At 51.9% G+C, this 22,509-nt stretch carries 21 protein-coding genes and 1 pseudogene; 4 read left to right on the forward strand and 18 right to left on the reverse strand.

Annotated features, from left to right (window positions below; genetic code table 11):
• Positions 1-15 precede the first annotated feature (15 nt).
• Complete coding sequence (rpsT, locus tag M3223_RS03640; protein WP_251559030.1) at positions 16-288, forward strand: 30S ribosomal protein S20; 273 nt, start codon at positions 16-18, stop codon at positions 286-288.
• Between the two features lie 183 nt (positions 289-471).
• Positions 472-2,040 carry an S-layer protein gene (locus M3223_RS03645; protein ID WP_251559032.1) on the forward strand — a complete coding sequence of 523 codons (1,569 nt, stop codon included), beginning with the start codon at positions 472-474 and terminating at the stop codon, positions 2,038-2,040.
• Between the two features lie 102 nt (positions 2,041-2,142).
• On the opposite strand, the gene holA is transcribed toward M3223_RS03645, so the two are convergent.
• From holA to M3223_RS03660, 3 genes are all read right to left on the reverse strand, one after another.
• Complete coding sequence (holA, locus tag M3223_RS03650; protein ID WP_251559034.1) at positions 2,143-3,186, reverse strand: DNA polymerase III subunit delta; 1,044 nt, start codon at positions 3,184-3,186, stop codon at positions 2,143-2,145.
• A 255-nt stretch (positions 3,187-3,441) separates the two neighbouring features.
• Positions 3,442-4,485, reverse strand: coding sequence for an anti-sigma factor family protein (locus tag M3223_RS03655; protein WP_285891093.1), 1,044 nt, complete (start codon positions 4,483-4,485; stop codon positions 3,442-3,444).
• Positions 4,482-5,030 (reverse strand): RNA polymerase sigma factor, encoded by a 549-nt coding sequence (locus M3223_RS03660; RefSeq protein ID WP_251559038.1) that lies wholly within the window; start codon positions 5,028-5,030, stop codon positions 4,482-4,484. Before M3223_RS03660 ends, M3223_RS03655 begins: the two co-directional genes overlap by 4 nt.
• Before the next feature lie 454 nt (positions 5,031-5,484).
• Here M3223_RS03660 and M3223_RS03665 point away from each other — a divergent pair.
• A pseudogene (locus tag M3223_RS03665) lies at positions 5,485-6,386 on the forward strand (Rpn family recombination-promoting nuclease/putative transposase).
• A 46-nt stretch (positions 6,387-6,432) separates the two neighbouring features.
• On the opposite strand, the gene M3223_RS03670 reads toward M3223_RS03665, so the two are convergent.
• The 11 genes from M3223_RS03670 to M3223_RS03720 form a co-directional block, all read right to left on the reverse strand.
• Positions 6,433-7,056, reverse strand: coding sequence for a VanZ family protein (locus tag M3223_RS03670; RefSeq protein ID WP_251559040.1), 624 nt, complete (start codon positions 7,054-7,056; stop codon positions 6,433-6,435).
• On the reverse strand, positions 7,053-7,916 hold the full coding sequence (locus M3223_RS03675) for a M15 family metallopeptidase (RefSeq protein ID WP_251559043.1): 864 nt from the start codon (positions 7,914-7,916) through the stop codon (positions 7,053-7,055). Before M3223_RS03675 ends, M3223_RS03670 begins: the two co-directional genes overlap by 4 nt.
• A 76-nt stretch (positions 7,917-7,992) precedes the next feature.
• The gene (locus M3223_RS03680; protein ID WP_353057665.1) at positions 7,993-9,141 is read right to left on the reverse strand and encodes a sensor histidine kinase; all 1,149 of its coding nucleotides are present in this window, start codon (positions 9,139-9,141) and stop codon (positions 7,993-7,995) included.
• The gene (locus tag M3223_RS03685; protein WP_251559820.1) at positions 9,134-9,823 is read right to left on the reverse strand and encodes a response regulator transcription factor; all 690 of its coding nucleotides are present in this window, start codon (positions 9,821-9,823) and stop codon (positions 9,134-9,136) included. The genes M3223_RS03680 and M3223_RS03685 overlap by 8 nt, the downstream gene beginning before the upstream one ends.
• 292 nt (positions 9,824-10,115) lie before the next feature.
• Positions 10,116-10,442 carry an L-rhamnose mutarotase gene (locus tag M3223_RS03690; protein WP_251559047.1) on the reverse strand — a complete coding sequence of 109 codons (327 nt, stop codon included), beginning with the start codon at positions 10,440-10,442 and terminating at the stop codon, positions 10,116-10,118.
• A 206-nt stretch (positions 10,443-10,648) separates the two neighbouring features.
• Positions 10,649-11,806, reverse strand: a complete 1,158-nt coding sequence (locus M3223_RS03695; protein WP_251559049.1) for a hypothetical protein — start codon at positions 11,804-11,806, stop codon at positions 10,649-10,651.
• 17 nt (positions 11,807-11,823) lie between these two features.
• Positions 11,824-12,414 (reverse strand): hypothetical protein, encoded by a 591-nt coding sequence (locus M3223_RS03700; RefSeq protein ID WP_251559051.1) that lies wholly within the window; start codon positions 12,412-12,414, stop codon positions 11,824-11,826.
• Positions 12,411-12,965, reverse strand: a complete 555-nt coding sequence (locus tag M3223_RS03705) for an RNA polymerase sigma factor (protein WP_251559053.1) — start codon at positions 12,963-12,965, stop codon at positions 12,411-12,413. The genes M3223_RS03700 and M3223_RS03705 overlap by 4 nt, the downstream gene beginning before the upstream one ends.
• A 227-nt stretch (positions 12,966-13,192) precedes the next feature.
• Entirely contained in the window at positions 13,193-13,573 is a 381-nt protein-coding gene (locus M3223_RS03710; RefSeq protein WP_251559055.1) for a VOC family protein, read from the reverse strand.
• Positions 13,574-13,804: 231 nt separating this feature from the next.
• Positions 13,805-14,122, reverse strand: coding sequence for a nuclear transport factor 2 family protein (locus M3223_RS03715; protein WP_251559057.1), 318 nt, complete (start codon positions 14,120-14,122; stop codon positions 13,805-13,807).
• Positions 14,123-14,143: 21 nt separating this feature from the next.
• Positions 14,144-14,617 carry a DinB family protein gene (locus M3223_RS03720; RefSeq protein ID WP_251559059.1) on the reverse strand — a complete coding sequence of 158 codons (474 nt, stop codon included), beginning with the start codon at positions 14,615-14,617 and terminating at the stop codon, positions 14,144-14,146.
• A 204-nt stretch (positions 14,618-14,821) separates the two neighbouring features.
• Between M3223_RS03720 and M3223_RS03725 the strand changes: the two genes are divergently transcribed.
• Positions 14,822-15,733 (forward strand): LysR family transcriptional regulator, encoded by a 912-nt coding sequence (locus M3223_RS03725; RefSeq protein ID WP_251559061.1) that lies wholly within the window; start codon positions 14,822-14,824, stop codon positions 15,731-15,733.
• Positions 15,734-15,929: 196 nt separating this feature from the next.
• On the opposite strand, the gene M3223_RS03730 is transcribed toward M3223_RS03725, so the two are convergent.
• The 4 genes from M3223_RS03730 to M3223_RS03745 form a co-directional block, all read right to left on the reverse strand.
• Positions 15,930-18,182, reverse strand: a complete 2,253-nt coding sequence (locus M3223_RS03730; protein WP_251559063.1) for an ABC transporter permease — start codon at positions 18,180-18,182, stop codon at positions 15,930-15,932.
• Positions 18,182-18,880, reverse strand: a complete 699-nt coding sequence (locus M3223_RS03735) for an ABC transporter ATP-binding protein (RefSeq protein WP_251559064.1) — start codon at positions 18,878-18,880, stop codon at positions 18,182-18,184. The genes M3223_RS03730 and M3223_RS03735 overlap by 1 nt, the downstream gene beginning before the upstream one ends.
• Positions 18,881-19,525: a TetR/AcrR family transcriptional regulator gene (locus M3223_RS03740; protein WP_251559066.1), complete on the reverse strand. Its 645-nt coding sequence runs from the start codon at positions 19,523-19,525 to the stop codon at positions 18,881-18,883.
• A gap of 234 nt (positions 19,526-19,759) precedes the next feature.
• Positions 19,760-22,489 (reverse strand): ComEC/Rec2 family competence protein, encoded by a 2,730-nt coding sequence (locus M3223_RS03745; protein WP_251559069.1) that lies wholly within the window; start codon positions 22,487-22,489, stop codon positions 19,760-19,762.
• Between the last annotated feature and the right edge of the window lie 20 nt (positions 22,490-22,509).

Consider the following 22,509-nt stretch of genomic DNA (forward strand, 5'->3'; position numbering starts at 1 on the left):
GGAGGTGAATCACAAGTGCCAAACATCAAATCCGCTATTAAACGCGTGAAAACGAGCGAGAAACGTCGCGCTCTGAACGCTTCCCAAAAATCCGCACTCCGCACGGCTGTTAAGTCTGCTGATGTTGCTATCGCCGGTACCGATGCAGAAGCAGCTAAAGCTGCCCTGATCGTGGCTACGAAGAAGCTGGATAAAGCCGTTACTAAAGGCCTGATCCATAAAAACGCAGCAGCCCGTAAAAAATCCCGCCTGGCCAAAAAGCTGAACGCTCTGGCGTCCCAAGCTTAATAACCTTTAACGGTGGACAACCCCTCTCCCCTGGAGCGGGGTTTTTTGATGTCTCTAGTTTCTCTTTTCTATTTTTACAATAGCTTAAATTGTAATTGTCTCCTTTGGAATTTACACTTGGGTGGACACCAAGACGAAGAAATATGGTATCGATACCATATCCATAGGAGGTTCGATTCAATCATGAAAAAGAAACATCTTGCTCTTTTGCTCAGCCTGCCGTTGTCCGCTATCAGTTTTATGAATGGAGCTTCGGCTGCCCCGCTCGCCAAACATCAACCCGGCAAATGGATGACCGGTGAATATCATGTCCACACCTTCCAATCCGACGACGCCCAGTATTCCCTCAGCGGCGTGATGGATCTCGGTTTTAACAAGTACGGTCTGGACTGGATGGCAACCTCCGATCATCTGCGGATGGAGAAACGCGATGACGAAGGAAGAGATATTTCTGGCGGCCCGGTTCCGCTTTCCAAAGGCATGGCCGATTATCAGGTGCCCAAAATCAACTCCCTGATGAAAGCCGGACAATTTCCAGGGAAAATCATGTTCACCAGCTTCGAATGGGATATCCCCAACTATGAGCATGCAGGCGTTGGACTGGTTACGAATAAACCAAACTCTTCTGAGCTGTTGAAGGCCGTCAGCCAATTCGAATATTTATTTACCAATCGGGAAGCAAAATACTTCGATTCGGCCGACATCGCCCGCTGGGAAAGCAATACGAGCCGGGCCTATTCTACGGCAGAGGATGCGCGCATAGCGTTCCAATGGCTGGAGCAAAACATGCGCAAAAACAGCTTCCTTATTTTTAACCATCCTTCGCGTAAAACAGTTTACACCATTGCCGATTTCCGCGACTTCAACAACCTCGCTCCAACCGTCGCTTTTGGCTTTGAAGGCATGGTCGGCAACCAGATGGAGCCAGACCGCGGCGGCCTCAATTTGGAGACACCGGCAAACCGCACCTACGGAGGCGCGGACTATATGCTGGCCAAGCTTGGCGGAGCCTGGGACGCTTTGCTCGGAGAAGGACGGCACTTCTGGAACTTCTCCAATTCGGACGCTCACTTCCATATTAGCGAAAACAGGCTGTATTCCAGCGGTTACGCTCCGGGCGAGTATTCAAAAAATTACACCTATGTCAAAGGCAACGATATGCAGGCCGTTCTGGAAGGCATGCGCTCCGGCAAATCGTATTCCGTATTCGGCGATTTAATCAACGCGCTTGACTTTAAAGCAGGCAAAGGCAGTCGCAAAGCTGAAATGGGCGAAACGCTGACCGCCAAAAAAGGCGATGTCATTACGCTGAAAATCCGCTTTAAAAGCCCTCAAAAGAACAACAACGGAGATCCTGTTAAAGTTGATCATATCGACCTCATCTCCGGCGTAGTAAGCGGAAAAGCGAAGCCTGGCACAGATGCTTACGACAAAGAAACGAACACTTCAACTAAGGTGTTAAAGCGGTTTACAAGCAAGGACTGGAAGATGAGCAAGGACGGTTATTATGAAATGAGCTATCCGGTTAAAGTAACGGACAAAGATATGTACTTCCGGCTGCGCGGAACGAACCTTGGCGTTAATGTATCAGGCGAAACGCTGAACGGCGAGCCGCTTGTTGATGCCAAATCGACGACAGAGGACAACGAAGCCCGCTTCAAGGAAATCAATGAGCGCAACTATAACGATCTCTGGTTTTATTCCAACCCGATTTTTGTTGATTCCGTCTCCAAAACCAACCGCAAGTGGTAGTACGACAAAAAATTAACCAGCTAATCTGCCCACAAAAATTTAATTGGGCATAAAAAAAGCAGCTTCGGCCCCGCCGAAGCTGCTTTTTGTTATTGGCCTGAATTATACTTTGCCTGCGGCTGCATCGGCGCCCATGGACAGAAAAAACAGCTGCAAACCAAGCTCCTTGTCCACCCGTCCGGTTTTCATCCGGTAGTCCAGATCGGCAAGTGCCGCCAAATGTTTGCCGAGCACCGCCGTATCAAAGCGGCGGGCCTTCTCGGCAGCCAGCTTGACCGCATAGGGATGCAATCCTAGCTGCCCGGCCATCTGCTGGGGAGAATAACGGTGCCGCTCCAGCTCTTTGATCTGGAGCATTATGCGCAGCTGCCGGGCGACAAGCGCCGCGATGCGGATCGGCTCTTCTTTGCGCAGCAGCAGCTCCCGATACATAGCTAACGTACGGTCCATGCGCAGCTCGGCAATTGCATCGATCAGCCCGAATACATCCTCCTCCACCGTGGCCGCTGTCAGGCGGGATACATCTTCTCTGCCGATTACGCCGCCTTCTCCTGCAAAAAGGCAGAGCTTATCTACTTCCTGGGCCAGCGCCTGCATGCCTGTTCCTAGCCGGGCGACGAGCAGCTCCGCCGCTTCCTGATTCAGCGTACGCTTTTGGTCAAGCGCTCTTTTAACCGCCCATGTTGCAAGCTCGCTCTCGGTCAGCTCCGGAAAAGCCACGATCAGGTTCCGGTCTTTAAGCATTTTTACGATTTTGCGGCGCTCATCCAGCTTCTCGGCTTGGACTAGAAATAAAATGACGCTCGTTTCGGAAGGCTGCTCCATGTACGCCAGAAATTTTTCCGCTTTATGCTCCAGCTTGCCATTTTCTTTGGCTGCGGCGCATAATACGGCGCTGTCACGCACAACGATCAGCTTGCGAGGCACAAAAAAAGGCAGCGTCTCCGCTTCCGCCACAATTTCCTCCAATGCCGTCTCCGATGTATCAAAGCGCACCATGCCCAGCTCCCGCTCATCCGGAGCGAGCAGCTTGTCAGCCAGCATGCTGGAAAACTGTCCCATACGATAACGATCTTTACCGAAGGCCGCATACACGGGCGCAATCCGGCCGGCTCGTATTTCCTTCATGGCATCTCTAGCCTGCAACTTGCACCAACCTCCTGCCTGTTGTCCCATCATAGGACAGAATTCTCCGCCGGGCAAGCTTGGAGCAAAACAAAGGATGCCTCCGTCCATTGGACGAAGACACCCTTTGCCGCGAAGATGGGAACATCTATATAAACATCGCCCTGAAGGGCTCCTAGGCACCCTCCACCGATGGTCATACGATGCCTGGGGCCGCGCGTCCGCCCCGGTGCATAACGCTTAACTCATCATACGCAATTGCCCGCTAATCTGTGCTTATCGAGTCTTACTTTGTTCAAAGGATCCTTTGGCTGCATCAATTTTATAATGGATCTCGCTGCCGTCGCCTGCCAGAACCGTTACCGTCAGCTCACGGCTGTCGCTGCTCCAGACAGGATTGGATACGGATCCTTCAAACGTATGGTCAAACTGTTTGCTGCCGTCTTTTTTCTGAATGACAACCCAGGCATTGTTAATCGAGTAGCTGTATTCGTCATTCGGAGAAGAAGCGATCAAAGGCAAGAGCCCGCTGCTCTCTCCCCTTTGGTCTGATTTGTCCGGGGACGGTCCGGAGAAACCAGGCATTACGCCGTTCTTCTGAATGGGATTGCCATCTGGATCAGGGTACGTAGTGGACCCTTCCCCTCCCCCAGTAGGATAAGAGGACGGGTTCCTTCTCATTTCAATGTCAGATTCGTCGTTGGTTTCATCCGATTCAGTAGAAGTTTGAATTTTATTTCCATCGAGCGCGTCAAAATTATCATTCATCGAGTTGAGCTCCTGCTGGTTTTCCATCATTTCAGATGTAGCAGCACCTCTGTTTTGCGCTGTTTTGGTGCTCGCCCCGCCATCCAGCGCCAGCTGTTGGTTAATGTTCGTCCCCCACGGCGCCAGCACCAAAATAACGGCAGCGGCTGCGACTGCAGCAAGGGAGCCCGTCCAGATGCGGAAACGCTTATTAAAGCGTGTATTGGGCACAGTACCGCTTCCGCGGGATCGGGCCGGAAGCTCCTGATCTTCAAGATCTGCAGCGGCCGCCTCTTCTTCGTCAATCGCTTCAAGCGATGCGAGGGCAGCGGCTTTAGCTTCCCGGTGTTCGTCGATCTCAGCAAGCTGCGGCAAAATAGAATCCACCAGACTGAAAGGAGGACTTATTTTGGGAAGCTCCTCCAATTCACCTGACAGTTGTTTCAGCCGTTCAAACAGTTCCTGGTCATCCGGGCATTGTTTGAGATGCTCCATGAGCAACATGCGCTCATGCTCGTCAAGATCGCCGTCGAGATATCGGTTCATATAATCTACCACCTCTTGACAAGTCATCCTCGGACACCACCTTTCTGATAATCATGGAGCAGAGTCTGCAGCTGCTGTCTAGCCCGAAATAAGTAGGATTTTACAGTATTCAGCGGAAGATCGAGCGAATCCGCAATTTCGTTGTATGAAAAATCCTGCAGGTATCGGAGCACAACAACGGCTCTGTGATGATCCGGCAGCTTGTCGATTGCTTCACGAATATCCTTGGCGGCATAGGCGGACAACACTTCTTCCTCCACGTCCTGCTTTTCCCGAAAGACCATGTCATGCTCTTCAATGGAAACAGCCGGTTTCGTGCGACGGAATTTATCAATGCAAATATTCGTGACAATCCGCTGGATCCAGGTTTTGAACTGCGCTTTTTCTTCGTAGGAGTTGATTTTGGTATAAATTCGAATAAGTGCTTCCTGCGAAGCGTCCAACGCGTCCTGCTCATTGCCCAGAATGTAATAGGCGGTCCGGTAAACGTGATTCTCAATGTCTCGCAATAGGGACACGAGAGCGTCGCGATCGCCCTGTTGAGCGGCTCTTATGAGACCAGGCTCTACCACGAAGGTTCCCCCTCTCTTGCACCGTCACTGACGCAGCTTGGCTGCGGAAGGTTGCAGGCGCTTTTAAATAAATATAAAAAAGTTAGTAAATAGAATATTTTACCGAAAGGCGGAACAGTAGTGGCAGAATTCTTCGTTATTACACTCCAGCCATCCACTTACATTAACAAAAAAAGCTTTCGGCGTATAGACGCAGGGAGCGGAGGTTGTTGGAAGGTTCTTATATTACATTCAAGTTCAACGCAACAATGCCGCATGGTACAATAAAAAGAAAAGGCTGGCGCGCTGATTGTCGGATGGCGGATTTGCTCGACCCGAAAAACGACTTTTGAACTAACGCAATTTTTTGTATGAAATATCGTACAAAAATCGGTTTGGAGTCGGCTTTTCTTAACACTCTGTGTGATAAATCATACAAAACTCAGTGTTCACCGTATACACCTAGCCAATTTGTATGATTTATCGTACAAAACCTAAAAAACCGGCACTACCCAAACATATTTTGAGTGAAAAATCATACAAATTGCACAACAACACATCTATACTAAGTCTAACTTGTTTGAATCGAACGTTTGCAGAATCGGGTGAGGCACCGTTAACAGAAATTGTGCTCCTGAACCCTTACACTGACAAAGATGCCCCGCTGGATAAACAGTCTATTTTTGACATCTGGGCCAAAACAACCGAAGGAAAGCTCATTAATATTGAAATGCAGCTATTCAATAAATATGATATTGAAAAACGGACATTGTATTACTGGAGCAAGCGGTATTCGAGTCAGCTTCAAGAAGGACAGCCTTACACGGAGCTTAAAAAATGCGTCACAATTAATATCTTGAACTATTCCTTCCTTGCAAACGATCGTTATCATAATACATTCCATCTTCGTGAAGATCATTCCGGCATTGAACTGACCGACGATATTGAAGTTCACTTTATGGAGCTGACCAAGCTGAATAATCAATCAATCTCGCTGGAGGGTGGACTGATTAACTGGCTGCTGTTTTTAAAAAGCTCCGACAAAGCCAATTGGGAGGTGCTGAAAATGAATGAGCCCGGTTTGAAAAAAGCGATGGATACACTGGAATTTCTCAGTCAAGACCGCGAGGCGCGTCAACGGTATGAAGACCGGCAAAAGTTTTTACATGATGAAGCGTCTATGATTGAATGGGCTACGACAAAAGGCATGCAAAAAGGCATGGAACAGGGCATCGAGCTAGGAATAGCCGAAGGGGAAAAAAGAAGGCACTTCAAATTGCTTCAACGATGCTTTCAATGGGATTAGAACTATCCATAATTGCGGCCGCCAGCGGCTTAACGGAAGACGAGATTATCCAGCTGCGCAGCAAGCATTAAAAAAGGCTGCTCCGAACCGCTTGCGCGGATGCCGGAGCAGCCTTTTTCACACTTTTTTCGTCGAGGTAACGAACCAGCGAATCGTCAGCAGCATAATAAGCCCCGCCAATCCGCCTGAAGTATTCAAAATCATATCGTCCACATCAAATTGTCCGATCGAGAATATGAGCTGAGCGCTCTCCAGAGCAAAGCTGGTCAAAAAGCAGAGCAGCGCCCCCGCAAGCAGAGGAAGATTGCGCTTAAACGTCAGCATTCCCATCAAAAAACCGAACGGAATAAAAATCAGGATATTACCGAACAGATTGGCGTAACCCAATGAAGTTCCGTCTCTGAGGTCACTTTTCATCTGACGGAACGGCTCCAGATTGCCTGAAAACATGCGGTCCTGGACGAGCCCGGGGTGACTGAGGCTGTATTGAAGCTGATTCCAAAGAAAACCGGCATCGCCTGAGCCAAATTTGAACAAAATAACTTTTATCAGAAAGTAACCGTACAGGAGGAAGATGCATCTCGCCGCATAAGCTGTCCACCGGCTGCGTACGAAGCTGGAGCCGCTTATTTTCCCGGAATTTTGCGCGTTCCTGTAACGTTCCGCACGGCTTAATTCCTCATGAGCCAATAAACCGGACGATTGCGCTGGATGCATGGTTACATAGCTTTTGGACTTCATTGAGCTCCTCCTCCTTTCATGATACTGGTTACGATTACTCCGTCCGTATTGTTGCCTGACACTTCATAGACGGCATTTGCCGGAAGCGTAATTTCGGTGTTTTCCGACACCGGGTAATACTCCACCATGTACACCTTTCCATCAACTGTAGTCTGGTATGACTTTACTTCCTTGAGGTAATCCAGATATTCCTCCAGCACCATATTCTGCTTTTGCATAACGACGCTGTGGGGAAGCCCTACATAGCGGAAATGCCATGGCTCATGCTTGATGCCGGTAATGTCTGTTTTATTCGGCGGATAACGGAGAACAAACCCGTACTTCCAGGCGTTTTCCTCCATCCAGCGCCCTTCCTCAGTTATGTCCATTTTTCCTTGAACGGAACCAATGTCGACGGACAAACCAAGGTTATGCTCGCTGTATCCGGGCGGAAGGGCACTTTCAGCTCCCTCTTCTTCATACAGCCGCTCTTGCTGGGCCAATGTCCGGTAACCGCTGTTGATGACAAGCCCGTCAATGCCATCCTTGCGTGCGGCAGCCGCGAGTTCAGCCAGCCTTTCCGCCACTTGGCCGGACAAACGGATCTGATTGTTAGCGAGCGCAATATCGGTCATCCCCGGCTGGGAAGCCAGTTCCACAATATCAGACAGCACCCCGATGTCCGGAACAGCAGTAGCTGCGTTGACCAAAAGCAGGTTTCCCGTATGCACCTGTTTCAGCTGCAGCTTTACGGTTTTTGTTTCAGAAGCCGCTCCCATCGCATGAGACAGTGGCTGGCCGTTCGTTTCCCACGGTTTGCCCATCAGAATTCCATATGTCAACAGTGCGGCGAGAGAAATCCATATCAGGCGCTTTTCCATCGCGTTCATCCTCCTGCATCTCTTCATCGATAATGCAAGGATAGAGGATAAAGCTAAAAACAATATAGGGCTAAACTTAAAGTTTTTTTAAAGTTTGGGGGGGCAGAACCTCCACAGTTTCCGATTTCGCGAGCACACGCGGCAGCCGCACCTCGAAACAGGTTCGAATTACATCGCTATAGGCCGTAATCGTGCCCTGATGCCGCTCAACGATGTTTTTAGCGATAAAGAGGCCGATTCCCGTGCCCCCGGTCTCGCTCTGCCGCGCTTTATCCCCCGTATAAAACATTTCGAAAAGATGCGGCAAATCCTCCGGCGGAATGCTGCTGCCGTAATTGATAAACTGCACAACAGCCTCGGTCTCTTCCTGCAAACAGCGGATTTCCACGTATCGGCCATCCTTGCCATAACGGGCGGCATTTGTCGCCAGATTTTCGAATACCCGCGCGAGCAGCTCTCCGTCAGCCTTCACGAAGAGCGGCTGGAACAGGTCGAGCCTCGCCTTCAGTCCGCTTTTTTCAAATACCGGGTACATTTCCTCGCTAAGCTGGGCCAGCAGCTCCGCCAAATCCAGCACCTCCGCCTGAACCGGCAGCAGTCCGTAGTTCAGCTGCGTCACTTCAAACAGCTCGTCAATTAACTTTTCGAGCCGGTTCGCTTTGGAATAAGCAATTGAAGTATAATGCCTGGACTGCTCGGGAGAGAGCTCTTTATCATTCAGCACAAAACCTAAATACCCGATAACCGAGGTGAGCGGCGTCCGCAAATCATGGGCCAGATTGAGCACCAGCTGATCCTTGCTGCTTTCAGCAAAGTCGCCCCGCTCCACGGCCTGCTGCAGCTTTTCGCCAGCCAGATTGATGTCCTCGGCTACGGATTGGAACTCGTCCCTGGATTGGATATCAACACGCCCGGAAAAATCGCCTTCAGCAAGCCTGCGGATGGAGGCGGATATCTTTTTGAAATAGGATACATACGGAGCCATAAGCCAGTAATAACAACCAATCGTTAAAGGCACATAGATGATCAGAAAAAAATTCAAGTCGCCGATATTTCTGATGAATCTCCGCATATTGGCAAGCGGATCGTCTTGCATGCGAATTTCCGACAAATAAAAAATCTGCAGCGCCTTGTACAAAATAAACGTGACGACACCGGCGAGCAGCATGCTGAGCACAAGCAGCATAATCATGCGGGAGCGGAAGCTCCTCGTTCCACTAAGCATTAAAGCGATACCCCACTCCCCATACGGTTTTGATCCATTTGTCCTTGTCGTCCCCCAGCTTTCGGCGCAGCGTCCGAATATGCACCATCACCGTGTTGCCGCCTTCATAGTAGTCTTCCTTCCATACCTGCTGGAACAAGTTTTCCGCGCTGAATACCTTTTTGGGATTGCTCGCCAGCAAATAAAGAATATCGAACTCCTTTGGGGTCAAATCAAGCGGATTGCCGTAAAGCGCAGCCGTATGCTGCTCGGGATCAAGCGCCAGTCCCGCCGTCTCCAATGCAGCTCCTTCCGGCTTGGGAGGCTGCGACAGCAGCAAGGACCTGCGGAGCTGGGCGTTAACCCTTGCTACGAGCTCCATGGGATTGAACGGTTTGGTCATGTAATCGTCGGCGCCGATGACAAGGCCGGAGATTTTGTCAAAATCGGAAGTTTTGGCGCTCAGCATAATAATCGGAATCGGATACTCGCTGCGAATGCGCCGGGTGACCTCCATGCCGTCCAATCCAGGCATCATAATATCAAGAATGGCTAAATCGATGGAATGGCGCTGCACCGCGCGCATTGCTTCTTCACCGTTAGCCGCCTTCACGACCTGAAAGCCCTCTTTATTCAGATGCAGCTCAATCAAGTCTGCAATTTCGGTCTCGTCGTCCGCAACGAGAATGGTCGTTGTTTTCATCAAGAGTTCACCACCTAGTTCTGTTCTACCAGAATTACCGGCAAAAAGAAAATCAGGAAGGTAACAAACGCAAAAAAGCCTCCTGCACCTAAGTACAGGAGGAGAAGAAAAGGTTATGGTTGCAGCCCGTTTCCTGTTCCGCGCCCACTCTCACATAAGCGCTCTGGGAAAAGGGCGACGGACTGCAACGCCGCGGACTTACGCCCTTGGTAGCGATTAGTATACCTCACAATTCGCCCCAGCGCTTTATGAAGTTGCAGGCAGGGAAGGTAAATGTTTCTGGTGGTTTACACTATTTCAAATAAAAAACTTCCCGCATCGGAACTATCGGCTGGGGTTCATTAAAATCGAATGAACCCTCAACCATCGTCGAGGTAATTGCGTTCCAGCGCTGGCAAGGCTCACTCTCGGCAATGATGCGAAATGCCTGTTCGACATCGTCGCATTCAAAACAATAAAAAAACTGGTTGCCCTGCTGAAAAATCGAATAGTTGCGAATTCCCGCACGTGAATGCTCTTCCATAATTTCCGGCCAAGGATTCAAATGCATTTCTACATACTGCTCCAGCCTTTCCGGCTTTACGCTCCAGGTCCAGGCATACTTGTTGCTCATCGACATCGTTAGTCTCCTCTCGCTTTCCGCTTTATGGAATCGCTTACGAAGGTAGCATGTTCCTCTTAAAGTGTGAAGAGGCAATCGGGACAATGGGACGTAATCGGTTGGATTGGGTCAGAAAAAGCGCCTTTAAACACAAAAAACCGCCTGTAAAAACAGGCGGCAGCAATCAGCTGGTGAAAATGATACATTCAAAACGTTAGCTTACCCTATTCGCCGTGGCGGCGCTCAAACTCAGGCCCTTCGTGCAGAGGCTGCGGATGCGGAGCGCTCGACCTGCCCAAGAACAGCCGCAATCCGGCGGCAATGAGCAGAAATGCAGTCAAAGCTGCGGGAAGATTGTAGCGTATATCCGAATAGGCCCGGTACATCAGCGGAAAATGCTCCGCTGCAAACTGGACAAAAAAGCGGTCCGTCAAATAGAAGGCGCCAAGCGCAATCAGTCCCATTCCGATCCAGCGGTGATACCGGGCTAGCTCGCTTAACACCGGCGTATCCGCCATTTCGCCGCGCAAGTAGCGGCCATGCTGCTGTAGTGCATCAAAAAACGAGTAACACCAGATTAGCGGCAGCAGGAACAGGAAAAGCGTCATGCGCATACTGTCCATCAGGTAAATGGAGACGAAGAATACAGCCATAAGCTGGAGGCCGCGCTTCTGCATCCCAAGGTACATATGTCCGGCTCCCGGCAGGAAGGACAGCGCTGCGGCAGCCGTTTTATTTTTGCGGCCGGAGGCAAAATGGCCCTCAATCTCTTCAAAAAGCGAACGGTCGGTCAGCTGCTCTCCGAGTTGCTTGCGCTGGACCAGAGTGACGGCGTCAAACATCGAATAGATCCAGAGCACCGGGAGAATCAGCAGAAAAATAAGAAATACCGGCGTTTCCAGCACAATGCAAACGAAGAAAATAAAGGTGCCGAGACCAGCAAACGTGACCAAAAAAGCGATGCCCCGCTGCAGCAGCCCCAGGTGCATATGCCCCAGCCCCGGGATGAAGGACAGCAGAATCGTAATTGACTTCTCCCGCTGATGCTCCGCCGATTGGCTCGGCACAAGACGAGCGGTTGGAATGCCGCTTCTGTCCATTGGGCCAGGCTCGTAATCATGTACCGGGGCCGGCCGCCGGAGCAGCGTAACTAATAAATCAATCATGCTTACGCCCCAGACAAACATAGGAAACAATATAAGCGGAGCTACTTCATCACCCAGCCCCTCTGATACTACGAACAGAAACATAACGGCGAGCGGAAGCCAGATCAAGCCTCCATAAATAACCATGCGGACATATCTTCTTAAATAAGCGTGTCCAGCCCCTGGAATGAATCCAAGCAGCAAAGCCACGATCGGGTTCGACGGGTTATACATCATTCTCTTCCTCTCTCCTATTATTTAAAACGGGCGGACTGCCACTCGTTCAGCCAGTCGGACGTACGATTTACAACATGGCTGGACCAGCTTTCCCTCGCAGGGTGATTCTCCGATTGCTCTTGAGAAGGAGACGCCACGTTTGGGGAACGGCTGCCCTCCAGCTCACGGGTCAATTCCCCGAGCGTTCCGCTGAGCAAAAGCAGCAGCGTGAGCGCAGCCGCAAGGCCATAATGAAACGCCGGATGCCGGGTCCATGTCCGGCGGCGCGGCCGCGCGGCGAGCTGTTGAAGGACAGCTTGCCGCACTCGTTCCAGGCTGTCACCGGGGGCAAAGCCGGCAGAGGAAGATGGGGCGTTTAGACTGGGACGATGAACGACCGGCTCTGCCGATGGGGATAATTCTCCGGATTTTTCTACACAATGGCCTATATTCGTCGATGGGATGGCGCTTTGCGGAGCTGGCACCAACTCAATCGATTCCATAAACAGCTCTAAGCATAGCCCGCAGCCAGCCAAGTGCTGCTCCATCGCCGTACGTTCCGGCTCAAAAACAGCGCCTGCCGCGTAAGCGCTCCATTCCTCCCTGGAAGGATGGTGAATAAGCTTCATTCAAAGTCCTCCTTTTGCCAATGCCGCTTCATCCAGCTTCGCGCCCGGTACAGCTTGGACTCGACGCTTTTGGGCTGCATTCCTCTCTCGCGTGATATTTCTTCCTGCGTTCGGCGGCGAAAATAAAAATCCCGTACCACTTCCCCATAATCCGAAGGAAGCTCAGCAAGCTTCTCCCGAATCGTCCGCCGCCGTTCCTTGGCGATAAGCTGCTCCACAATCGGCGTCTGCTCCTGGCGTTCCGGCTCTCGGCCGAGTTCCGCGCTGTCATCCAGCGGCTCCGCGCACATCTCCTCCCGGCGGCGCTTCATGCGCTTCCAGTCGATGGCGCGGTTGACGGCAATGCGGGTAATCCAGGTTTTAAACCCTTCCAGCCGGCAATCGGGCAGGGAGCGGCAGATCGCCAGCAGCACCTCTTGAAGCACATCCTCCGTATCATGGGGAGAGCGCAGGACGGCATAAATTGTGCGGTATAAATAATCTCCATACTCATCGATAATTTCTCCAAACCGGTCCGTACCGCTGTCGCGAACCGCCCGAAGCCACTCCACATCGTTCCTGATCTCCTGCGCCTCCCTTCCCCATGCCTTAATAGACGGATGAGCCGCCCCCAACCCCTGCACTTGCCAAAAAAAAAGAAGAGCTCGCGCTCTTCAAAAAATGAGACAGATATGAAGCCGATTGTGAGCCAGTAAACATCAGCTCGGCTTATTCTCCTCTACGCTTTCTTCATCGTAACCCGAATGAGACTTAGCGGCTAGTAGGTTAGCTTTGGAAATCAGTGTTCCGTCCACACCAAAAACTCCAGCCGGTTCCCGAAGGGATCGGCGGCGTAAAAACGTCTGGCTCCCTCTTCCGCCCGAGCCCCATCTTCAATGACGTCAACATCGTGCGAGCGCAGCCGGTCGCAAAGTTCATCCAGCCCCTTCACTTCAAACGCCGGATGGGCTTTGGCAGCCGGCACAAAATCCTGTTGAACTCCGATATGTACTTGGTGAGATCCGCACTGAAACCACACGCCCCCGCGCTTACGCAAAGCTTTGGGTTTCGGAATCTCCGGCCATCCGAGCAGGTCATGAAAAAATTCTCTCGCCTGCTTCTCGCAGCCATCCGGTGCGGCCAGTTGAATATGGTCGAGACCGAGGAATGAAATCGACATCTGCATCGCCCCTCAAGTTTCATTTAATGAAACTAAGTTTTAATATAACCAAGAAAAGTGTACCCCACTTTTTACTAAATTGGAATACAAAAGGTCATCTGCGTTACCGTTTTTATACAGAAAGGGCTGCCCTGCGGCAGCCCTGAATGATCAATCTTTTTTAAATGCGGCTTCCAAGGCTCCCGTATCTTCAAAACCGCGAAAATACTTTATTTTTCCATCTTCTACTTCTCATACGACCGCCCAATAGCTTTCAAAGCTTTTTCCGGTCGGCCGAACCCGGTGCCGGAACATTCCCCAAGCAAAAACCGTCGTTTCATCGGCCAGCATTTTATGCATTTCGAACTCTTGAGGCTCCAGATCCCGCTGGAACTTTGCCAATAACGTTCGGACGCCATCAATCCCGTTATAGGTCCCGTAAAAATGATGACGGTCCGATTCCGTTTCGGACGCTGCGATAAAAGTCGCCGCCGGATGAACATACTCCAGCGCTTTCTCCGGGTCAGCCATGTTTTGAAAATATTGCTGCAGCACCTGTTCTGCTTTCATAGACAAACCGCCTCCTTGATTTCAATTGGATAACAAAGCTTTAAGCTGGCTCATTACGATACCGAGGTGAAGGCCCTCGTGAATAAGGGCAAAGTTGAACAGCTCTCCAGCGGTATCAAATTGAAACGGCCCTATGGTGAACGGAGAGTCTAATCTCGCTTCAAGCATCTCTGGCGTCAGCTCTGATAACCGGGCCAGCTGTTCGCTCAAACATTGCAGCAGTTCGTCCTTGCTTGGAGGGACTATCGTCCATTGGGACGGTCTCGTTCCCGTGTTGAACAACGTCTCATAACCTTTGGGAATTGCAGAAGGGACGTTAAAGGACAGCATGGAATACCGGTCGGTCCAATAAATCATATGCCCGGCGTTCCAACGAATCGTGTTGTTATAGCCTCTCGGCTGCTGATCGAAATGTTCTTCTGGAATGGCCTGAATTTGACCTATCACGATCTGGTGAAGCACCTTTGCATTATGAATAATTGCCTGATAGCACATCGGGGATTCCTCCTTGGGTTTGGGGCTGCTTTCCATATTCCCAGTTTAGACCTCCCCTGAAATAGCAGCAATCACATGATTCCGATGCAATCGATCGGTCTTACTAATGAATCATTATTAGTGAAAATTAGCCGTTTGTTCGTTATACTGGTTGCTGACCTGACTCCGCCATTGTACAAAAAACCAACAAAGGAGCATCCTGATATGGAACTTAGACAGCTCCAGTATTTCGCTGCCATTTGTAAGGAAATGCATTTTTCCAAAGCGGCAGAAAACCTTTGTACGACCCAATCGAATCTCAGTCAGCAGATTAAATTTTTGGAAAATGAGCTGGGAGTCCCATTGTTCGACAGAATCGGAAGACGGATTGCCCTAACAGATGCTGGACGAATCCTTTTAGAGCAGAGTCAGCTTATTTTTGAGCGCGTCGACTATATTCAGTCGGCACTAGCGGACCTCAAAGAGGTAGAGGGAGGGAAGCTGGACATTGGCATCCTTCCCGGCGACGGGGATCTTTTATTCGATGCGCTGCTGATCGATTTTCACCGGACCTACCCGAGGCTGTCCATTAAAGTAACCGAAACAACAGCTGTGTACGAACAGGTATTAGAAGGCGTCAGAGATATCGGCGTGACAACAACGCCCGAAGAGCCGGATGAACGTATCGCGGTTATACCGCTATTTCATGAAGAATTTGTGTTGGCGGTCAGGTCGGATCATCCCGCCGCGAGGCTTAAGGCGATTCCTTTTGAACAGATGCAGCAGCTGAAGCTGGTCATGTTCGGGCCGGAGCACCAAATTTCGAAGTACATTAACGACTGCTGCCGGAAAAAGGGCATCTCTATCGATAGCCCTATCGTCACTTCTACCCTGTCGACATTGCTTTCCTTAGTTGAGCAAGGCATTGGAGCCTGCATCCTCCCTCGACTATTGGTGGATAATCTTAATCGGGATAACATTAGGCCCGTCACTCTTCTGAACCCCACGCCAAGCCAAGACATCTGCGTCATCTATCGCAAAGACCGTTTCATGGGTAAAGCAGCCAAAATATTCATCGAGGAATTGCAGTCCTACATTAAAAATGCAATTGATCACAGCAGCAGGGCATCGGGATAACGAAAATTGGAAACTTAAAAAATCGGCATCCCTTATCAGCAAAATGCTGCATAGAGATGCCGAAAACCGTTACTGAAAGATATGCGCCCGAGAAGCCTTTAACGCGGCGGCGTCCATTTTTACTAAAACCTGTTTCCAAGCTGGTGAACGAATGAAAGACTCCTGTGATGACGGATCGACGGATTGCATTTGCCTCCTACTCCGCGCGCGACTTTAGCGCCTCGGCCATCGGAATGGCAGCGATTTTCTTTTTGCTCATCGCTTTGGAAAGCTCAAAAATTAAATAAATGATGACGAATCCGACTCCAACGTAGACAACGCTCATTTTGACCGGCATGACGATGCCGGCGGAGTCGGCCAAGGAACGGTACATCGCTTTCAGCGAGAAAACAAGCAGCGGCACGCCCAGTAGAAAGCCCAGTACGACGGTAACCGCAGAGCTGTTCAATATAAGTGAGTACACTTCTTTTTTCCGGTAACCAAGCACTTTCATTAGCGAAATATTGTCCTTGTTTTCTTCAATGATGAGCGAGGTAACCACATAAATGACTATCAGCCCAATCATAAAAGAAAGCAGCGAGATTACGCCAAGCATCGCCTGCATCGGCTGCGTCAAGGAATCAAACGCCTGGCGCATTTCCGCAGCGGTCGAGGAACTCAGCAGCTCATGATCGGGGATGTTTAAAGGCTGCTGGCTCCATACGCCCAGATAGCTCTCAGCCGGAAAACCGAGCAGCTCATTAAACGATTCCAACGGCATGAACAGCAGCTCCCCGACGTAACTGTCGGCAACTTCATCCACCTTAATGCTGTATAGGCGGGAGTCCAGCTTGCTCACCATTTTAATCGTATCATCCGGCTTGACGTTTAAACGCTCCGCCAGCGGTTTTGTGATGACAACCCGGTCAAAGGCGATAGGTTTCCCGTTCCTATTATTAAGGCTAATTGAATGCGTATCCGAGATCACGCCATAAGCGGTAAAGTTAATTGGGCTGCCTGGACCGGAGGCAAACGGCGCTGCGGAGAATGTCTCCCCGCCATTGGGCGGCGCGCCCTGCCGCATGGAATTAAACATATATTCATACCGGTACTTATACGTACTCTCGTAGCTGTCCTTCAGCATATAGTCGATCGAGCTTTTCATTGTAAATCCGAGCAGCAGAAGCATCGTTGCGAGCGCAACGCCAAGCAGCAGGAACAAACTTCGCGGCACACTTCTCAGCTGCTCGCGAATTTTAAATTTGGCGGCAAATTTGAGCCGGTCCAGCTTCGCGCGCCGCTCCAAAAAACCGGTTTTTCGCTGCTCCCCTCCCCCTCGCAGCAGCTCGATCGGAGTGTGGACAAGCTTCCTGCGAATGGCGGCATAAACGCTAACCAGCAGCAACCCAAGCGGCAGCAGCAGGCTGACGGCAAGATGAGTGATGCTGAGCGACACCGAAGCAATCGGGATATTAAAATAACCGGTCATATAGTCCAGCATGGGCCTAAGAGCTGCCAAGCCGAGCACGGTTCCCGCAACGGCACCGCCAAGAGCGACGAACAGAGGATAACAAAGATAATGCCGCGTAATTTCGCCGCGCCGATATCCCTGGGCGTATAGCGTTCCAATAATAACGGATTCCCGCGCCAGCATCCTCTGCATGACAACGGCCGTTAAAACACAGGTGAGCAGCAGAATCGCAACCGGCATGATGGAGCCAATCGTTTTCATACTATCCATTTTGGACGTAGACAGCGTCACCCGGGGATTTTCATCCGTATTCATCCATTTTAAAATGACGGTCCCCTGTTGTTTGAGATGCTTTTTCAGCTCCTCCAGCTTGGCATCCGCATTCGTTCCGGCATTTCCCATAACCTTTACGCTGTAAAAATGGCTTTCCGTCTCGAAGCTTTTGTACTTATCTTTGCCGATAACCGCGATGCCGAAGGAGCCGGGAGCGTTCAGCAGATCGGATTCTTTTTTCAAAGGGTAGATGTAGTGGGGAAGCGACATGAATCCTGCAACGGTGAAGGAGGAGCCGCGGATTGTTATCGTGTCGCCGATAGAAATGCCGTTTGTTTTGGCGTATGCCGGATCAAGCAGCAGATCGTTCTCGGCAGACAAAGGCCGCCCCTTAATAACCGCATACTTGTTCACTTTGCTCATCTCGGCAAAAACACGCAGCGTACGGCCTTCCGAAACGGTGTCGTCGAACGACTCGCCCTGCTCGATTAAAAGGCCGAACCGGGCTTCCAACCCGGAAATTCCGCTAAGCGGAGCGGCCGTGACAAAGCTGGCATCCTCCTGCGCGTAGTCTGTTACAAACGCGGCTGTGCCCGCATCAGTGTTGAAGCTGAGCTGATTGAACAGCGTATACAGCAGGCAGCTTAGAGCGATAAGCGCCGCCGTGCCGAAATACTGGGCTTTGCGCTCGAGAATTGTCCTTCTCGTTTTGCGGCCGAGTCCCATCACCACTCCATCCTTTCCGCCGGCAAAATACTCGCGTTCGCAAGCGTCTCCACAATCTCTCCGTCCCGTACTTTGTATACCCGATGAGCCATTGCGCTGATCGCCGTGTTGTGTGTAATCATCAAAATCGTCGTGCCGTAATCGCCGTTTATACTCTGCAGCAGCTTCAAAATATCCCGCGAGGTGTTGAAGTCGAGCGCGCCGGTCGGTTCATCGCAAAGCAGCAGCTGCGGATTTTTCACCACCGCTCTGGCAATTGCCACTCTCTGCTGTTCCCCGCCGCTAAGCTCCCTCGGAAAACGCGACTTTTTATCCAGCATGCCGACCGCTTCCAATACCTGGTCAATCGGCAGGGGAGCTTTGCTTATATGGGACACAACCTCCACGTTTTCCCCAACCGTCAGATTCGGAATAAGATTGTAAAATTGAAAAATAAATCCGACATGCTCGCGCCGGTATTCGACCAGCCCGTTATCGTTTAATCCCGTTACGTCCGAGCCGCCTACCGTCACGGTTCCGGAATCCGCATGGTCAATACCGCCAATCAAGTTAAGCAGAGTAGACTTGCCGGAGCCGGATGGGCCCAGAATAACGCCGACCTCTCCCTTGCCAAGTTCAAGATCCACTCCTTTGAGCACGACCGCAGCCGTTTCGCCGGTTCCGTAGCTTTTTTTGACCCGATGCAGATGAACAAACATTTACCTCGCCCCCATGCCGTTCAGGATCAGTTCGTACAGCTGGCCCGCTTCGCGTTTGTACTCCTCAGCAAGAACATCCGAAAGCTCGCTGCCGCTTGCCTTCACCTTCTGGAGAAATTTTTCTTTAAAGCGCATCGAGGCTCCCGTCAAAAATTGCACCAATAGCTCTTCGTCAAGATCCGTGCGAAACTGCCCGCTTTCCTGCCCCTCTTGGATGAGCGCATGAATGAAGCTGTCCGAAGCTTTAAGCATCGCTTCCCGCGATTCTGCGGCCACAGGATTAAACGTTCCGAGCAGCACCTCCTGCAGAAACAGCGTTATTTCCTTCTCTTCTTTCAGCTGTATCCACGCATGGTCAAGTGAATGGAGGAACACCTCGACAAACGACGCCTTTTTGAGGGTGCCGGATGCGGCAGCACTGTACTTCAGCAGCAAATATTCCGACGACCAATGCACCGAGTGGAGAAACAGCTCTTTTTTATCCTCGAAATATTGATAAAGGCTCCCTTTGGCAATACCGGCAAGGCTGGCGATGTCGCCGATTTTACCGTTCTCAAACCCCCGGGCCAAAAACTCCGTAATCGCCGCCCGCATCACCTTCTCCTGTTTATCGCTGCTCAGGTTGTAAAATGTGTCTTTTGGCATGTAAATGTAAAACCTCCTCTCCACAAAACTTGATTCGTTAAGCCGCAAGTTTTGTGGACTAACCATGACTCACTGGTCATATGACTTTATGGTCATAGTATAGGAGCGGATGCTTTACCTGTCAAACTTTATTTTTCCATGAGTTGGAAATATGGAAGGGCCCAGATTCAATCCAACAGCAAATCTTTGATAGGCTTTCAGAGAAACCTTAGTCAATTTTATTTGCGTCAACATCTACTGCTGCTCGCGATTGGTCGGCTCTCGAAGAAGCCTCATCTCCAAGCGTTTCCGGGTAACTCGAAACTCGATTTCCCCATTCCAGTCTGTACGGACCGCACGCGAGCCGGATTGCCGGAGCCTCAGCAGCGTATCGTTCGAAGGATGGCCGTAACGATTGTTAATGCCTGCGGATAACACGCTAATAGACGGCTTCCAGTAGGCAAGCCACGCGTTCGAGGTGGAATAGCGGCTCCCGTGATGGCCGGCCTTCAAAACATCGATTGGACGCCCGTGTACAGGCAGGCCGCGCTGCGCTGCCGCAGTCAAAACAGCTGGCTCTGAAACGCTGCCCAAATCGCCCGGAAACAGAAAAGTCCGGTTAAACAGCGTAAGCAACAGAACGACGCTTTGTTCGTTTTGCTCCTCCTCAACCCCCAGCTGCAGCGAATCATGCGGCCAAAGCAGATCAAGCCGGGTAAAACGGTCCGGCTGCAAGCTCATCCCGCTGTTTGCCCCATATAAAGGAATCCCTTTGGACAGTGCTTTCTGGATGAAAACCGGCGTTTTGCCTGACTCCTTGAGACTGCCGTTCCATAACAGCTTTTTGACCGGAATTGAATCGACGACCGCCTCCAGCCCGCCAATATGATCCTGGTCCAAATGTGTCGCTATGAGCAGATCAATGCGGTTGACGCCCCTTTTCATGAGCAGGGGAGCGAGCATTTTGCGGCCAATTTCATAGGGATCGCGGCGCACTCTCCAAGGCTCGCGTTTGAACTCCACCGTGCCTCCACCGTCGATTAAAATGTTTTGCCCGGACGGGGTTCGAATCAAAACGGCGTCGCCCTGGCCGACATTCAAAACCTGTACGATAGCAGCGGAGCGGTTATACCAGCCCGGATGGGCGGCGTGCAAAATTAGCAGCGATAACGCCAAGGCCGCAAAAATGGCTCCTGCAAGCGGATGGTTTGGTTTGAATAACAAAATCCATGTGCTGTTTTGAAAAATCCCGGTTAGCTTTGGCCGAAGGGGCCATTTGTTATAGATGGATGGAGTTCTATTACCAGGCACTTTTAATTCGGGAGCAGGCTTGAAAAAGGACCGTGACGGTACGAGCGGCTGCGTATCCTCATCTCCTGCTTCACGGGCTTCATCCGCTGCCGCCCTCCTGCGGCTGCTCCAGCTGCCCAGTCGGTGAAGTAAACCGAATAACAGCGCATAATACGCTCCGATCCACCACAAAGCGGGTGTTGCCCAAATAGTCGCCCCCTCGTCCCACTCGCCCATCCATTGAATCAGCCGAAATGTCCAATCATTGCCGTAAGCCGATCCGTCTGCAATGAATCGCGCCGCGCCGGGCCATATCGGCTCCAGCAGCATAACCGCCGCTCCCGCAGGCATGATGATGAAACTGATCAAGGGGACGAGAAACAGATTTGCCGGCAGCGAAAGCAGATGGAGCTGGTTAAAATAAAAAATCGTAACGGGAAATGACACCGCCTGGGCAATGACGGTGACGACGAGAGCGTCCCGCGCAAAACGAAACCGGCTGCGCGAGCGCGGCAAAATCCGGCTCACAGCCGGAACCCCTAGCATAAGACCGGCCGTAACGATATAACTCAGCTGGAATCCAACGCTTTCAATTAAGCGCGGATTCCATATTAGAAGAAGGACGACTGATGCCGCTATAAGATGCAAACCGTCCTTTAGTTTGCCCGTGCGGGCGGCGGCAAGGCCAAGCAGCGCCATTAGCCCGGCGCGCAAAATGGATGGCGAAGCTCCGGTGAGCAGCACATAGGGCGGCACCGCCAGCATGAGCAGGAGCAAAATCCGCTCCCGGGTCAGCCGCAGCAGGCGCAGCGAGAATCCGAGCAAGCCGAGCACGATGGCCACATGCATGCCGGATACGGCCATAATGTGGGTCAGTCCCAGCCGGGCGAAGCGGCGGTACAGCTCGGGATCTGTCTCGTCCTGGCTGCCGAGGACGAGAGCCTGCATGTACCCGGCCTGCTCCGCCGGGTACATGCGGGTTAAAGCGGAGCCGAGCTGCGAGCGGGCCGCGTCCATGCGGCCCAGCAGCGCGGCTGCGCTGCGGGGGCTGCCGGGCGCGGCTTGCAGCGCGTCCGCGCCCTGAACCTGCAGCAGCCAGGTGATACCCTGGCTGCGCAGGTAGCGGCGGTAGTCGAAGCCGCCGCGGTTGGCCGGCGGAGCCGGCAGCTCCAGCGTGCCGCGTATGCGCACGCTGTCCCCCCGCCGCCAGCCTTTGGCGGCGGCGAGCTCTTGCTCGTGCGCAAGCTTGACGCGCACGAGCAGCTCCTCGCGCAGCGGCTTCGCCGGCTGCGCGGTTCCCGCTTGGAGGCGCATAGCCTCCAAGCGCAGCTGGACCAGGTCGCCGTCGATTTCGACCGGCGACACAATGGTCCCCGCCGCCTCAGCGCGCAGCTCCGGCGGCTCCAGCTGCGCCGCAGCGGCGGCGTACTGCGCGCTCAGCGCGGTCTCCGACCGCGCATCCGCCCACAGCCGCTCGCCAGCGGCGAGGGCATAGGCCGCCAAACACGCGGCGGCCAGCCCAGGCCGGGCCTGCCCGGCGAGCGCAAGCGCCGCCAGGAGCAGGCCGAGCCCCAGCCCGGCGGCGAATACTCCGCCGGGACTCCAATACGCGGCCGCCGAGCTGCCCGCGACAAAACATACGGCCGCCCATACTAGCGGCCGCGAATCCATCCAGCCTATATGAGCCAGCTTCACCTCGGCGCCTCCCTTCTCCG

The sequence above is a fragment of the Paenibacillus pasadenensis genome (genome assembly GCF_023715725.1).
In the GTDB taxonomy this organism is placed as follows: domain Bacteria; phylum Bacillota; class Bacilli; order Paenibacillales; family Paenibacillaceae; genus Paenibacillus_O; species Paenibacillus_O pasadenensis_A.

Bases quoted from the DNA above. Each gene is read 5' to 3' on its own strand.
- M3223_RS03655 (WP_285891093.1), bottom strand. From the start codon at position 4,485: ATGACTTGTCAAGAGGTGGTAGATTATATGAACCGATATCTCGACGGC.
- M3223_RS03720 (WP_251559059.1), bottom strand. From the start codon at position 14,617: ATGTGCTATCAGGCAATTATTCATAATGCAAAGGTGCTTCACCAGATC.
- M3223_RS03715 (WP_251559057.1), bottom strand. From the start codon at position 14,122: ATGAAAGCAGAACAGGTGCTGCAGCAATATTTTCAAAACATGGCTGAC.
- M3223_RS03670 (WP_251559040.1), bottom strand. From the start codon at position 7,056: ATGAAGTCCAAAAGCTATGTAACCATGCATCCAGCGCAATCGTCCGGT.
- M3223_RS03700 (WP_251559051.1), bottom strand. From the start codon at position 12,414: ATGAAGCTTATTCACCATCCTTCCAGGGAGGAATGGAGCGCTTACGCG.
- M3223_RS03730 (WP_251559063.1), bottom strand. From the start codon at position 18,182: ATGGGACTCGGCCGCAAAACGAGAAGGACAATTCTCGAGCGCAAAGCC.
- M3223_RS03695 (WP_251559049.1), bottom strand. From the start codon at position 11,806: ATGATGTATAACCCGTCGAACCCGATCGTGGCTTTGCTGCTTGGATTC.
- M3223_RS03690 (WP_251559047.1), bottom strand. From the start codon at position 10,442: ATGTCGATGAGCAACAAGTATGCCTGGACCTGGAGCGTAAAGCCGGAA.
- M3223_RS03680 (WP_353057665.1), bottom strand. From the start codon at position 9,141: ATGCTTAGTGGAACGAGGAGCTTCCGCTCCCGCATGATTATGCTGCTT.
- M3223_RS03675 (WP_251559043.1), bottom strand. From the start codon at position 7,916: ATGGAAAAGCGCCTGATATGGATTTCTCTCGCCGCACTGTTGACATAT.
- M3223_RS03645 (WP_251559032.1), top strand. From the start codon at position 472: ATGAAAAAGAAACATCTTGCTCTTTTGCTCAGCCTGCCGTTGTCCGCT.
- M3223_RS03710 (WP_251559055.1), bottom strand. From the start codon at position 13,573: ATGTCGATTTCATTCCTCGGTCTCGACCATATTCAACTGGCCGCACCG.
- M3223_RS03685 (WP_251559820.1), bottom strand. From the start codon at position 9,823: ATGAAAACAACGACCATTCTCGTTGCGGACGACGAGACCGAAATTGCA.
- M3223_RS03740 (WP_251559066.1), bottom strand. From the start codon at position 19,525: ATGCCAAAAGACACATTTTACAACCTGAGCAGCGATAAACAGGAGAAG.
- M3223_RS03735 (WP_251559064.1), bottom strand. From the start codon at position 18,880: ATGTTTGTTCATCTGCATCGGGTCAAAAAAAGCTACGGAACCGGCGAA.
- M3223_RS03725 (WP_251559061.1), top strand. From the start codon at position 14,822: ATGGAACTTAGACAGCTCCAGTATTTCGCTGCCATTTGTAAGGAAATG.